The 13,776-nt window shown below is 62.1% G+C and carries 12 protein-coding genes and 1 tRNA gene; 10 read left to right on the forward strand and 3 right to left on the reverse strand.

Annotation, left to right across the window (positions count from 1 at the left end):
• Positions 1–75: 75 nt before the first annotated feature.
• Entirely contained in the window at positions 76–978 is a 903-nt protein-coding gene (locus FJ943_RS15920) for a histone deacetylase (protein WP_140722835.1), read from the forward strand.
• 3 nt (positions 979–981) lie between these two features.
• Here FJ943_RS15920 and FJ943_RS15925 read toward each other — a convergent pair whose 3' ends face one another.
• Positions 982–1,245 carry a DUF6460 domain-containing protein gene (locus FJ943_RS15925; protein WP_140614732.1) on the reverse strand — a complete coding sequence of 88 codons (264 nt, stop codon included), beginning with the start codon at positions 1,243–1,245 and terminating at the stop codon, positions 982–984.
• Between the two features lie 338 nt (positions 1,246–1,583).
• On the opposite strand from FJ943_RS15925, the gene FJ943_RS15930 reads away from it, so the two are divergent.
• The 5 genes from FJ943_RS15930 to FJ943_RS15950 all read left to right on the forward strand — a co-directional run bounded on the left by FJ943_RS15930 (position 1,584) and on the right by FJ943_RS15950 (position 6,854).
• On the forward strand, positions 1,584–2,612 hold the full coding sequence (locus FJ943_RS15930) for a glycosyltransferase family 2 protein (protein WP_210242411.1): 1,029 nt from the start codon (positions 1,584–1,586) through the stop codon (positions 2,610–2,612).
• 32 nt (positions 2,613–2,644) lie between these two features.
• Complete coding sequence (locus FJ943_RS15935; RefSeq protein WP_140722838.1) at positions 2,645–3,103, forward strand: GtrA family protein; 459 nt, start codon at positions 2,645–2,647, stop codon at positions 3,101–3,103.
• Positions 3,100–4,590, forward strand: coding sequence for a hypothetical protein (locus tag FJ943_RS15940; RefSeq protein WP_140722841.1), 1,491 nt, complete (start codon positions 3,100–3,102; stop codon positions 4,588–4,590). The genes FJ943_RS15935 and FJ943_RS15940 overlap by 4 nt, the downstream gene beginning before the upstream one ends.
• Before the next feature lie 206 nt (positions 4,591–4,796).
• The gene (locus FJ943_RS15945; protein ID WP_140660689.1) at positions 4,797–6,728 is read left to right on the forward strand and encodes an acyltransferase family protein; all 1,932 of its coding nucleotides are present in this window, start codon (positions 4,797–4,799) and stop codon (positions 6,726–6,728) included.
• Positions 6,729–6,780: 52 nt separating this feature from the next.
• Positions 6,781–6,854 (forward strand) — tRNA-Gly (locus FJ943_RS15950).
• Between the two features lie 66 nt (positions 6,855–6,920).
• Here the strand turns inward: FJ943_RS15950 and FJ943_RS15955 are convergent.
• Positions 6,921–7,682: a Stf0 family sulfotransferase gene (locus tag FJ943_RS15955; RefSeq protein WP_140614736.1), complete on the reverse strand. Its 762-nt coding sequence runs from the start codon at positions 7,680–7,682 to the stop codon at positions 6,921–6,923.
• A gap of 363 nt (positions 7,683–8,045) precedes the next feature.
• Here FJ943_RS15955 and FJ943_RS29670 point away from each other — a divergent pair, with 363 nt between their 5' ends.
• Complete coding sequence (locus FJ943_RS29670) at positions 8,046–8,312, forward strand: hypothetical protein (protein ID WP_181171003.1); 267 nt, start codon at positions 8,046–8,048, stop codon at positions 8,310–8,312.
• 85 nt (positions 8,313–8,397) lie between these two features.
• Here the strand turns inward: FJ943_RS29670 and FJ943_RS15965 are convergent, their stop codons facing one another.
• The gene (locus FJ943_RS15965) at positions 8,398–9,387 is read right to left on the reverse strand and encodes a LysR family transcriptional regulator (protein WP_140722844.1); all 990 of its coding nucleotides are present in this window, start codon (positions 9,385–9,387) and stop codon (positions 8,398–8,400) included.
• A gap of 291 nt (positions 9,388–9,678) precedes the next feature.
• On the opposite strand from FJ943_RS15965, the gene chvE reads away from it, so the two are divergent.
• The 3 genes from chvE (at position 9,679) to mmsB (ending at position 13,733) form a co-directional block, all read left to right on the forward strand.
• Positions 9,679–10,749: a multiple monosaccharide ABC transporter substrate-binding protein gene (gene chvE, locus FJ943_RS15970; RefSeq protein WP_015319282.1), complete on the forward strand. Its 1,071-nt coding sequence runs from the start codon at positions 9,679–9,681 to the stop codon at positions 10,747–10,749.
• A gap of 162 nt (positions 10,750–10,911) precedes the next feature.
• A complete protein-coding gene (gene mmsA / locus FJ943_RS15975; protein ID WP_015319283.1) occupies positions 10,912–12,444 on the forward strand; it encodes a multiple monosaccharide ABC transporter ATP-binding protein in 1,533 nt (510 codons plus the stop codon).
• A complete protein-coding gene (mmsB, locus tag FJ943_RS15980; RefSeq protein WP_015319284.1) occupies positions 12,441–13,733 on the forward strand; it encodes a multiple monosaccharide ABC transporter permease in 1,293 nt (430 codons plus the stop codon). The genes mmsA and mmsB overlap by 4 nt, the downstream gene beginning before the upstream one ends.
• Positions 13,734–13,776: the final 43 nt, after the last annotated feature.

Consider the following 13,776-nt stretch of genomic DNA (forward strand, 5'->3'; position numbering starts at 1 on the left):
CGGCCGCCGCGCAATCGCCCTTCCGCGGCGGCCAACCGAAATCCCGCTCTGGCGCGAAACCGTCCGATCCAGTTCATGCCCCTGCAGATCGTCCACCATCCCGACTACGACGCCGGCTTCGCGACCAGCCATCGCTTTCCGATGAGCAAATATCCGCTGCTGATGGAGGCCTTGCGAGCACGCGGCCTGGCCGGAGCCGGGGCGCTCAACACAGCCGAACCCGCGCCTGCGTCGTGGCTTAAGCTCGCCCATGCGACAGATTATGTCGAGCAGGTTCTCGGTTGTTCGGTCCCGGAAAAAATCGAGCGAGAGATCGGCTTTCCGGTCGGCCCGCGCGTCTCGTTGCGCGCGCAGCTTGCCACCGGTGGCACGGTGGCGGCGGCGCGGCTTGCCTTGCGTCACGGCATTGCCTGCAATACCGCCGGCGGCAGCCATCATGCGCGGCGCGCGCAAGGCGCCGGCTTCTGCACTTTCAACGACGTCGCCGTCGCCTCGCTGGTGCTGCTTGAGGAGGGCGCGGCACACAATATCCTGGTGGTCGATCTCGACGTGCACCAGGGCGACGGCACGGCGGATATTCTGGGCGACGAGCCGCGCGCCTTTACCTTCTCCATGCATGGCGAGCGCAACTACCCCGCGCGCAAGATCGCCTCCGACCTCGACGTCGCCCTGCCCGACGGCACGGACGACGCCGCCTATGTCGAAAGGCTCGATACCATCCTGCCGGAGCTGTCGGCCAAGGCGCGTTGGGACATCGTCTTCTACAATGCCGGCGTCGACGTCCATGCCGAGGACCGGCTCGGCAGGCTGTCGCTTTCCGACAAAGGCCTGCGCGCCCGCGACAAGATGGTCATCGGCCATTTCCGGGCGCTCGGCATTCCCGTCTGCGGTGTCATCGGCGGCGGCTATTCCACCGATGTGCCGGCACTTGCCGCGCGCCACGCCATCCTGTTCGAGGTCGCATCGGACTATGCCTGAAGGTCACTTCCGGTAGTTGGCGATCCTGAGCAGGATGAAGGCTGGCACGACGATCGCGGCACCGAGCAGGATGTAGCCGAGGAAGCGGTCGATGGCGTGGAAGCCGAGATTCCATAGATCAATGAAGAACTTTTGGATGCCGTAGAACACGTCCATCGGCGACCAACCGAAAGCGTTCATGACCAGGCCGACGAGAAAGGATACCACCAGCAGCTTCAGAACAATCCTGAGCGGCGAGTCGCCGAGAAAGCGCGTCAGTGCGGACAAGGCCGTCTCCCGATTGAGATGCCCCGACTCATGGGCACCCGTGCAGAGATACGTGCTTGGCGGCCATCCATCAAGCCGGCAGGGGCCGGCGCGGGGGAATTGATAAGCCGCGGCAATGTTGGGCATCGGGAGGGCGCTCTGCCCTGCCACAGCTGGTGAAAGCCGGATCCTGGCGGGCTTATGGCGCGGTGCCCGCATCCGCATGGAACTGCCGGTTCGTTCGTGACACGTGCCATCGGCGCCGCCAAGCGTGGCGGCCGCACGACCCCCGGCTTACCTGTTTTCTGTTTTCTAACCAATTGCCGCTATTGCCATTCCCAAGCGGGAGCCAGGCTTTGGTGGGAACGGGAAAAATCGGCGCGCACCGCGCACCCATGTTGTCGGTCGTCGTGCCTTGCTACAATGAGCGCGACGGCGTGGCGGAGCTTCATCGACGCGTCAGCGCGGCATGCCTCGAGCAAAGCCTCTCCTACGAGGTCGTGCTCGTCATCGATGGAGCGACCGACGGAACCCGTGATGCCGTTTTCGAACTGGCCGAAAAGGACGACCATGTGGTCGCCATCGACCTTGCCCGCAACTACGGCCATCAGATCGCCTTGAGCGCCGGGCTGGAATTCTGCCGCGGCCAACGCATCCTCATTCTCGACGCCGACCTTCAGGATCCGCCGGAACTGCTTGGCGCGATGATGGCGAAGATGGATGAAGGCTTCGACGTGGTCTACGGCCAAAGGGTAAAACGGGAGGGCGAAAGCTGGTTCAAGCTGGCCTCCGCCTCGATGTTCTACCGCCTGCTCGGCCGGATGGTCGATGTCGAGATCGCGCCGGACTCCGGAGATTTCCGGCTGATGAGCCGGCGCGCGCTGGACCATCTGATCGCGATGCCCGAACGCTACAGGTTCATTCGCGGCATGGTGAGCTGGATCGGGCTGAGGCAGGTTGCCTTTCCCTATGAACGGCAGCGGCGCTTTGCCGGCGCAACGCACTACCCGCTGAAGAAGATGGTTCTTCTGGCGGTCGACGCTATGACCAGCTTTTCGATCGTGCCTTTGCGCTTCGCTTCGCTGCTGGGCATGATGTTCGGCCTGCTCGGCCTGGTCGTGCTTGGCTATACGCTGTTCGAATGGTCTATCGGCAATGTTCTGCCGGGCTGGACGAGCCTTGCCGCGATCATGCTTATCCTGGGCAGCGTCCAGCTTCTGGTGCTGGGCATTTTCGGCGAGTATCTCGGCCGCATGTACATGGAGACGAAGCGGCGACCGCTTTACTTCGTCAACGAGATCGTTTCACGAAGCCAGGCGGCGGCCGAGGACCAGGACCTGCCGGTCCACCGCCTCCAGGAAATAGTGAAACGGGCGGCGCGTCGTTGAGGTAAGGGTCGACCGTGGGTAACGGGAACGCCATGGGCAGGATATGGTCGACTGTTCCGGCCGGCTTTTCGCGGATGCTGCGGTTTGGCGCGGTCGGGCTGCTCAACACGGCGCTGGGCTGTTGTCTTATCCTGGCTGGGCTGAAGCTGGGCCTTGGCGACATCGCCGCCAACATGACCGGCTATGCCGGCGGTCTTGTCCTTGGCTTCTTCCTCAACCGCCGCTGGACCTTCGGCCGTGCGGGTGGCTTTCGCTCCGGCACGGCGGTGCGGTATGCGCTTGCCTTCGTTGTGGCTTATACCGCAAATCTGACGATAGTGGTCGCCGCCATGTCCGCCGGCGTCGTCGAAAATCCGTTTGTCCACCTGGCGGGAAACTGCCTCTACTCGGTCCTCTTCTATCTCGGCTCGGTCCGTTTCGTCTTCGTTGGCGCGGCAAAAGACGCTGTCTTGGTCGCGATCGACATGAAGTCCCCTGGAGCGGCGACATGAACAAGGTCGAGGCAATCGTTCCAGTGTTCTCGCCGCTCGAGGACGCACAGCGCGCCAGGCTGATATTCTGCCTGATCGGCGCGGGTGTCATGGCGACGGTTCTGGCAACCTTTGCCAGCGCAACCCTGCAGGACCCCGACAGCTGGTGGCATGTCAAAGTGGGACTGGATTTCCTGGCAAACGGAACGCTTCCGACCGTCGACACCTATTCCTACACCTTCGCCGGCCAACCGTGGATCGCCAAGGAATGGCTGGGGCAGGTTCTGCTGGCCCTTGCCTACAGCGCGGGTGGCTGGAACGGCGTCGTCACGCTGATCATCGGCACGATCTGTCTCGCGGTCTTCCTGTCGGGATGGTTCCTCAGCGCGCACCTGAAACCGGTCCTGGCCGTGGCGCTGGCATTCGTCGCGGCCTTCCTGATCAGCCCGATCTATACGGCGCGCCCGCATGTCTTTACCTTGCCGATCATCGTCGTCTGGACGACGATGCTGTTTCGTGCCGCGCAGGACGAGAAGGCTCCGCCGCTCTGGCTGCTCGGTCTGGTCGTATTGTGGGCGAACCTGCATGCCACGTTCACCCTGAGCTTCATCATCGCCGCCTTCGCCGGCCTCGATCTCCTGGCGCGCACCGGCCTGTCGAAACCCGCACTTTTGGCGAAGTGGGTGGCGTTTGGCCTGCTCTGTCCGTTGGTCAGCCTGATACACCCTTATGGCGTGCAGGCCATCCTGGCCACGCTCACCGTCGCCTATGGCAATGAGGCGGTGCCGCTGATCCTGGAGTGGCGGCCGTTCAATGCCCAGGAACAGGTCCTCCAGGAAGCCGCGATACTGCTGGCCTTTTTCGGGCTTCTGACATCGAGGCTACGGATCGGCTGGGCCAAGGCGTTGTTCATCGTCTTCACCTTGCACGTCTACCTTTCGCATCTGCGGTTCGTCTATCTGTTCTTCCTGCTTGTTCCCCTGGTGGTCGCGGTCGAGGTCGCGCGCCAATATCCCGCCCTGTCCGCAGGCGCCTGGCTGGAAGAAGAGCGCGATGGACTGGAAAAATTCTTCGCCAGCCGATTCCATCTGCTCGGCGGCGCGACGGCGGTGTCGCTGGTCGTTGCGATGCTTGGGCTCAACAATGCCTACCAGGTCGCGCCGAGCCCGAAGACATCAGCCAGCGGCGCCCTTGCGTTCGCCAGGGATCACCACCTCGCAGGCAATGTGCTGAATTCCTACAATTTCGGCGGCACACTGATTTTCCACGACATCAAGACCTATGTCGACGGCAGGACGGACCAACTGTTCCTAGGCGGGTTCACGAAAGCGGATGAGGCGACGGGGCAGACCGGCGGAAAACCACTGCTCGAGGCGCAGTTGAAGAAATACGCCATCGGCTGGGCACTGCTTACAGCCGCGGATACCCGCATCCCCTTCTTCGCCGAGTTGGGCTGGAAGCGGGTCTATGCCGATGACTATGCCGTGATCTACCTGCCGGCAACCTGATCGGGCGCTTCCAAACCGGCTTCGCCGGCGTCCAAAGCATGGCGTTCCGGCTTGACACTCATGTTGCAGTGCAGCAAAATCGTTTCGCAGAGGAGAGCCTGTGAACCCCACGCGTCACGATTTTTCGCACAACCAAGGCATCGTCGCATGAGCGGCGTGGCATGCTTTGCACGAGATCGGCGGGCCGCGAGCCGCGGACTGTCCGAATGAACTACAGGCGCGACATCGACGGCTTGCGGGCCGTTGCCGTGCTGCCCGTGGTGCTCTTTCATTTTGGCGTGTCCGCCATCCCAGGGGGATTCACCGGCGTCGATATTTTCTTTGTCATATCGGGCTATCTGATCAGCGGCAGCTTGCTGGATGATCTCGAGCGCGGCCAGTTTTCGATAGGCCGCTTCTACTGGCGCCGCGCACGGCGCATCCTGCCGGCGCTGACCTTCGTCATCCTGCTTGCAAGCATCGCGGCATGGTTCATCCTCCTGCCGTCGGACCTGCACGAGTTCAGCCTCAGCGTGATCGCTGCCTCGACCTTCTGGTCGAACATCTATTTCTGGAAGACGACGAACTATTTTTCGATCGACGCCGAACTGCGGCCGCTGCTGCACACATGGTCGCTTTCGGTCGAGGAACAGTACTACATCTTCGCGCCGATCCTGGTTTATCTGATCTACCGCTATGCCTCGAAGCGCTGGCTGACGATACTTCTGCCCATCACCATCGGCAGTTTTGCCCTGGCGGTGATGGCGACCACGCTGGCGCCGACCGCCGGCTTCTACCTGCTGCCGACACGCATCTGGGAACTGGCGCTGGGCGCCATGCTGATGCTGAAAAGGCCGCCGCCACTTGCCAGCCGGCCGGCGACGGAACTGATCGGCCTGGCCGGCTTTGCACTGCTCGGCTTCGGCTTCCTGACGATCTCGGAGAGCGACCCGTTTCCGGGCTATAACGCCCTGTTTCCCTGCGTCGGGACGGCCCTGCTGATCTATGCGGGCCAGAACCATGCGAACCGACCCGTGCCCCTCGCCACGCGTGTGCTTCAGTTCGCCCCGATGGTCTGGATCGGCCTCATCTCCTATTCGCTCTACCTTGTTCACTGGCCGATCAACTCCTTCGTCCACTACCTCTCGCTGAAGGCCATCTCGGTGCCGATGATCGTCGCGATGACGGTGGCCAGCGTCGCCCTGGCGACCTTCTCGTGGAAATATGTCGAGCAGCCTTTCCGGCGGAAGCGGGCCTTCACCGCCCCGCTGCCGATCTTCGCCTTTTCGGCGACGGCGATCGCCCTGCTGTGCGTCGGCGGTCTGGCCGGTGTGCTGGGCAAGGGCTTTCCGCAGCGGTTCCCGGATTTCTCGACGCAACGGATCCTGGTGGGCGACTGGCGCAACGGTGTCTGCTTCAATGAGGGTGCGAGCCGGATCGAGGATTGGAACCTTGCCGACTGCACGCGCACGCACGGCTTTGCCACCAATGTGCTGCTGTGGGGCGATTCCTTCGCGGCTCACTACGTATCGGGCCTGGAAGCCAACGCGCAGAAAATCCAGGCCAACGTCGTCCAATATACCTATGCCGGCTGCCCACCCAACCTGAGCTATTTTTCCTATGCCCGGCCGGCCTGCACCCGCTTCAACGAACGGGCGCTGTCGATCATCCGCGATGCCAACATCCAGGCGGTGATCCTGAGCGGTCGATGGACCGACTACCAGGCCAGGGGCTTCGACGGCCTGCAGACGACGATCGACCGGCTGCGCGACATGGGTGTCAAGGTCTATGTCATCGGCCAGTCTCCGGAGTTCATCGCCGACGTCCAGAAGATCGCTTTCTTTGCAAAACACGAGGGCGCCGCGAATACATCCTGGCCGATGGCCATGGATCCCGACATCAACAAGCAGGTGCAACTCTTCGCCAACGGCGCGACCTTCATCGACCCGCTCACCTATCTGTGCGACGCCACCGGTTGCTCCTATGCGGATGCCGGCAGCAAGCAATTTCTCTATTTCGACTATGGCCATTTCTCTTCCGCCGGCGCGACGCTGGCCATCTCGAAATACTGGCCGAGCTTCGCCGCCGGCGGCGAAGTCGCAAAGGCCAGGGAACCAACGCCGACCGTCACCGGTGAGCTGGCGAAGCCCGCCTTGTGAGACCGGTTTGCGATTGCCCGAGGCCATGCCGTCATGATAACGAGGCTGCAGCGCGGGTATGATGTAATGGTAGCCTGTCAGCTTCCCAAGCTGAACGCGCGGGTTCGATTCCCGCTACCCGCTCCAGCTTGATGCGAAAAGCCGATTGCCTAGCCCGGCCCCTGTCCGATTGGCAGCACTATCGGGATTCGCCTAGGCCTGTCCGGTTAGCATCTGCTTCTTGAGGAGGAACCGGGCGAGATTGTTGATGTTCCGCGGCGCCACCTTCCTGGGCAGATGCGCCAGCAAGTCTTCCGATTTGACGTCGTTGCGGAACCGCTCCGCCCAATCTTCGGTGAGATCGTCCCGCTGCAGGCGTAAATTCGTTTCGAACTCTCCGTCCGGCATTTCAACCGACAACTGCCGGGCCACCGACGCAACGTACGGCCGAGGATCGTCCAACAAATCCTCATAAAAAAAGTGATCGTATGCCAGGTCGGCCAGCCGCAGGTAAGCTTCCCAGAAGGCATAGCTCTGCTCGATCAGGAAATAGGCCTGGCAGATGCCGGCGAAGTCGTATCGCGGAACCAGATCGGCGCCGTCCATCGTACTTTTCCAGTGCCCCGACGCCTTTGCCCGGCAATAGGAAATCGCCTGGCGAAGGCGGTCCCGCCGCTCCAACAGGACCAAGCCCATGGCATGGCGCCGGCTGCATTCAGCGAGGAAGTCAACTCCATATCTGGCCTGCGACCAGTGAAGATGCCGCGGAAACAGTTTCACGGCGAACGTGCCGTTTGCGGTTCCGCCGCGATCGATCACGGCGGACATCAGGTCATCGAAGGATTTCGGCTTGCACCCCAGATTGGCCGTATCGAGCCACTCGGCCGACTTGCCCAACAATCCCGTGCTGTTCGTGAGACTGCCAAGCCATTCGGAGCCGCTGCGGGCTTCGGTCAGTATGGCGACGCCCTTCATGCGTGCCGCTTCTCCGCGGCACGCATGATCTTGATTGCAGAATGCCGTTCTTCTTGGTGGTCCCTCGGCCTGGTCAAAGCTCCGCTTTAAACAGGCTTCAACGGACAAAGGCTCATATGGTTCCGCCGATTCGGCGGCAGCTAGGCAAAAGTGCGAGTCCCAAACACGTTACAGTTGGGTAATCAACGCCGGACTTGAAGAGACTGAACACAGGTGCCGGCCACCTGCGGTGGCCGGCTTAGCGTCAGCAAGAAGAGATTACAGCCATACGCGGAGCCAGACGCGCTCGCGCCAGCAGCGGGTACGGCGGCGGCCATGGCGCCAGTAGCTGCGGCAAACTCGTCTCCAGCCGCGGCGACGCCCGTGGCGACGACGCCAGTAGCCATCGTGGCCATGATGGCGGCGAAAATGCCAGTCGCGATGCGAGACCTGCTCTACCTCGACCGCTTCATCCCCTTCGAAGACAGCCGGATCCGGCTTGTCCAGTTCATCGAGAATTCCGTTTCCCTGGGGAACACCGGCTACCGCGCGGCCGGGTCCGGCCACGCTCGCAAACGCCGCTGCCCCCGCGAGGCCAAGCATTCCAGTAAGAAACAACCGACGTTCCATAAAAACCTCCCGAGTTGTTAATCGTCGACACCTCGTTTCCTCGCCCGCAACGGGCTCCAGCGCGCATGCCGAACGGTTTGAACGCGCGGCAGCGGTTCTCGTTCCATCACCCCACTTCGCGCAGGATGAAATCATGCAGCATTTTGGCAGCCGGCGACAGTACGCGATTCCTGACGGTGATCAGGCTGTAAGGCCTGACCTCGATGTCGAATTCGGTTTGGACGACATCGATGGCGCCGGCAAGCCCGTCCGGGTTCTGGATGAACTTCGCCACCTGCACCGAGACCGGCGCGATGGCATCGGATTGCGCGACCATGACCAGCGTGAGCAGCAGCGAACTGGTGTTCAAGATCCGGTCCGGCAGCGCGATGTTGCGGTTCAGGAAGTTGCTCTCCATCGCTTGACGCAAGGGCGAACCGCCCGACTGGAACACCCAGTCATAGGCAGCGGTGTCTTCCAGCCGCACCACATTGCCTCCGGCGAGCGGGTGGCCGCGGCGCACGATCAGGCAGGCCTTCTCGACGCCGATCACACGGGATTCGAACAGTCGTGGATTGAGGTCGTCGGGAATGCGGGCGATGATGAAGTCGTGGCGCGAGCCGATCAGCTCGCGGGCGAGCACGTTCGACGTCTCGACCTGCATGGTGATCTCGATGCGCGGGTAGATGCGGCGGATTTCACGGATCGCCGGCACCGCCAATTCGATCGCCGGCGCGGTCACGGCGCCGAGGAACACCGAACCGCCCTTGCCAGCCTTGAGCTCGGCAATCTCGCGGTCGGCTTCGCGCATCTCGAGCAGGATCGAGCGGGCCCGCCTGGCAAGCGCCTGGCCATAGGGAGTGAGGGTCACTCCGCGCGGCAGCCGTTCGCACAGCTTCACGTCGAGCACCGCCTCCATCTCGGCGATCATGCGCGAAGCGGCCGGCTGGGAGATGTTCATGACCTGGGCCGCGGCGCTCACCCGTCCGTGATCGTCGAGGGCGGCGATCATGCGCATGTGGCGCAAGCTCAAACCACTGCGCAGGAGTGTCTCACCGTCTCCCGGGAGCTTCTCGTAACTTACTGGAATCGCATCCGGATCGCGCAATGCCGCCATGATCTCCAGCTTTCTCGCCGATTGCTTTCCGGATGCTAGATCATACCGGTTTCGGTATAGCAACCACCAAAGATCGCATTTGACAGTTATGGCAAAGGGACCCACCCTTCGCGCGTTCCGGGACGCAAGGGTCGGTAGCGATCAAAATCGTATCGATTGAAACTGCGTCGCGGAGCCGATTGGGAGGATACCGGAGATCGATAATGCCGACAGCGGCGCGTTTGCGCTCCTGTCTGGCTGCGCGGCCCGCGAAGCCCCGAGGTGTCGCGTCCATCAACCAGGGAGAGTAATGTGAAGATTATCAAGACGCTGGCCGCCGTGGCGGCCCTTGGCATCGCTGCCATGACCTATCAGGCGCACGCGGCCGACAAGGGTCTTGTCGGCGTGCTGATGCCGACCAAGACCTCGCAACGCTGGATCAATGACGGCGACGCCGTCAAATCCCAGCTCGAGGCGCTCGGCTACACTGTCGACCTGCAATACGCGCAGGACGACATCCCCAACCAGCTCAGCCAGCTGGAAAACGAAATCACCAAGGGTCCGAAGGCGCTGATCATCGCCTCGATCGACGGCACCACGCTGTCGGATGCGCTGCAGAAGGCCAACGACGCGGGCGTCGTCGTCGTCGCTTATGACCGCCTGATCAAGAAGACCAAGAATGTCGACTATTACACCACCTTCGACAATTTCGGCGTCGGCGTGATCCAGGCAAATTCCCTGGTCAAGGGCCTCAAGGAGCGTTTCCCGAACACCAAGCCGTGGAACGTCGAACTGTTCGGCGGCTCGCCCGACGACAACAACGCCTTCTTCTTCTACAATGGCGCGATCTCCGTCCTGCAGCCGCTGATCGACGACGGCTCGATCAAGATCAAGTCCGGCCAGACCGGCATGGACAAGGTCGGCACGCTGCGCTGGCTCGCCGCTACCGCCCAGGCGCGCATGGACAACCTTCTGTCGGCCAACTACTCGGACGGCAGCCGCGTCGATGGCGTTCTGTCGCCCTATGACGGCCTGTCGCGCGGCATCACCGCCTCGCTGCGCGCTGTCGGTTACGGCACCGACGCACAGCCCTGGCCGATCGTGACCGGTCAGGACGCTGAGACCGCCTCGGTCAAGCTGATCATCTCGGGCGAGCAGTACTCGACCGTGTTCAAGGACACCCGCGAACTGGCCAAGGCCACGGTGCAGCTGGTCGACAAGGTGCTCTCCGGCGGCAAGCCGGAAGGCCTCGACGAAAAGACCTACAACAACGACGTCAAGGTGGTTCCCTCGATCCTGCTGACGCCGCATGAGGTCGACAAGTCGAACTACCAGGCCCTGGTCGTCGACTCCGGCTACATCAAGGCCGAAGACCTGAAGTAATCCCGGTTACAAAGGCAGGGGTCCTGCGCGACGCAGGGCCCCTTTTCGTTCACAAGCGGCCCCGGTATTGTCTCTGCCGGCCTAGAGCCATTCCCGGAAAGTGCGCAGCGGTTTTCCGTCAGGAATCGCCTAAAAAAGAAAGTCTAGGAGGAGCTTGCCCTGATGACCTCGACGATTTTGGAGATGCGCGACATCACCAAGACGTTCCCCGGCGTGAAGGCGCTGTCGAACGTCAACCTCCGCGTCGAGGAAGGCGAAATCCATGCCGTGGTCGGCGAGAACGGCGCCGGAAAATCGACACTGATGAAGGTGCTTTCGGGCGTCTATCCCTCCGGCACCTATGATGGCCAGATCATCTTTCAGGGCCAGGAATGCCAGTTCAAAGGCATTCATGACAGCGAACACAAGGGCATCGTCATCATCCACCAGGAGCTCGCGCTGGTGCCGATGCTGTCGATCGCCGAAAACATTTTCCTCGGCAACGAGCAAGCCAGATACGGCGTCATCGACTGGGACGCCAACGAGGCGCGCACGGCCGAGCTTTTGAAGAAAGTCGGGCTCAAGGAAGACCCCAAGACGCTGATCACCCATATCGGCGTCGGCAAGCAGCAGCTGGTCGAGATCGCCAAGGCGCTCAGCAAGGAAGTGAAGCTGCTGATCCTCGACGAGCCGACAGCATCGCTCAGCGAGAAGGACAGCCAGGCGCTGCTCGATCTATTGCTCGAGTTCAAGCGGCAGGGCATGACCTCGATTCTGATCTCCCACAAGCTCAACGAGGTGAACCGCGTCGCCGACAAGGTGACGGTGATCCGCGACGGGCGCACGATCGAGACATTGCCGAGGAAGGACATCAGCGAGGACCGCATCATCACCTCGATGGTCGGCCGATCCCTCGACGATCGCTACCCGCCGCGCGAACCTAGCATCGGCGACGTCATTTTCGAGGTCAAGGACTGGTCCGTCTACCACCCGATCCATGCCGAACGGCAAGTGATCAAGAGCATCGACCTCAAGGTGCGCAAGGGCGAAGTTGTCGGCATAGCGGGACTGATGGGCGCCGGTCGCACCGAATTCGCCATGAGCCTGTTCGGCCGCTCCTATGGCCGGCGCATCAGCGGCGAGGTGCTGCTCAACGGCAAGCCCGTGGACCTTTCCACAGTGGGCAAGGCCGTGCAGAACGGCATCGCCTATGTCACCGAGGACCGCAAGACCTACGGGCTGAACCTCATCGACCATATCAAGCACAATGTGACGCTGGCCAACCTCGGCGGCGTTTCCAGTGGCGGCGTGATCGACGATATGCGCGAAATGAGCGTCGCCAACGACTATCGCAAGAAGACCAATATCCGCGCCTCCAGCGTCTATCAGCTGACCGGCAACCTCTCTGGCGGCAACCAGCAGAAGGTGGTGCTGTCGAAATGGCTGTTCGCCGACCCGGAAGTCCTGATCCTCGATGAGCCGACGCGCGGCATCGACGTCGGCGCCAAGTACGAAATCTATACAATCATCGCTCGCCTTGCTGCCGAGGGCAAAGCGATCATCGTCATCTCGTCTGAAATGCCGGAATTGCTCGGCATCACCGACAGAATCTATGTCATGAACGAAGGACGCATCGTCGGCGAGATGGCGGCAAGCGACGCCAGCCAGGAAAAAATCATGCGCGCCATTGTTCGCGGAGAAGGAAAAGCATCATGAGCACAGACAGCGCTCCCGCACCTCAAAGCGGCACCGCCGAGGACGTCAAGCAGGGTCCTCGCGTCGCCGTCTCGGCGCTGACGACGAACCTGCGCGAATACGGCCTGATCATCGCGCTGATCGTCATCATGCTGTTCTTCCAGTACACGACGTCGGGAACGCTGTTCAAACCGGTCAACCTCAGCAACCTGGTGCAGCAGAACTCGTTCATCATCGTGATGGCGCTCGGCATGCTGCTGGTCATCGTCGCCGGCTACATCGATCTCAGCGTAGGATCGGTCGCCGGCTTCATCGGCGCGCTTGCCGCCATGATGATGGTCATCTGGCCGCTTGGCATATTCAGCAATCCGCTCGTTGTCTCGATCGTCTGCCTCATCGTCGGCGGGTTGATCGGTGGCGCGCAAGGGTACTGGATCGCCTATCACCGCATACCAAGCTTCATCGTGACGCTCGCCGGCATGCTGATCTTCCGCGGCATCTGCCAGGCGCTGCTTGGCGGCGGCTCCTCGGTCGGCCCGCTTCCCGACAGTTTCAAGGCGCTGAGTTCCGGTTTCATCCCCGATGTGATCGGCCCGCTGACCCTGATCCCGCCGACGGTGAACGCGGCCGGCAAGACCGTTTTGGGCAGTGGCCTGACGCTTCACATGACGACAGTCGTGCTGGGCCTGATCGCGGTGCTCGCCTACGCCTATTTCGGCTTCAGGACGCGACGCAAGCGCGAACTCCACGGTTATGAGGCCGAGCCTTTCACCCTGTTCGTCATCAAGACCTTGGTCGGCAGCGCGCTGGCGCTCTTCCTGGTCTTCCAGTTCGCGACCTATCGGGGCCTGCCGATCGTGCTGCTGGTGATGGGCGTGCTGATCTCGCTGTTCGTCTTCGTCACCAAGCGCATGACCATCGGCCGCCGCATCTACGCCATGGGAGGCAACGCCAAGGCGGCGCAACTGTCGGGCATCAACACCGAAAGGCTGACGCTCTGGGTGTTCGTCAATATGGGCGTTCTGTCGGCGCTCGGCGGGCTGATCATCGCCGCACGTCTCGGCCAGGCCGTGCCGGCGGCCGGCCTCGGCAGCGAGCTCGACGTGATCGCGGCCGTCTTCATCGGCGGCGCCTCGGCGATGGGCGGCGTCGGCCAGGTCATCGGCGCGGTGGTCGGCGGCTTCATCATGGGCGTGATGAACAACGGCATGTCGATCATGGGCGTCAATGTCGACTGGCAGCAGGTGGTCAAGGGCCTGGTGCTGCTCGGGGCCGTGATCTTCGACGTCTACAACAAGAACAAGGCTTGAGGGCCGGGGGCGAGGACTAGGAGGCATACGGGTTCTAGATCGC

The sequence above is a fragment of the Mesorhizobium sp. B2-3-10 genome (assembly GCF_006442275.1).
GTDB classification, from domain to species: domain Bacteria; phylum Pseudomonadota; class Alphaproteobacteria; order Rhizobiales; family Rhizobiaceae; genus Mesorhizobium; species Mesorhizobium australicum.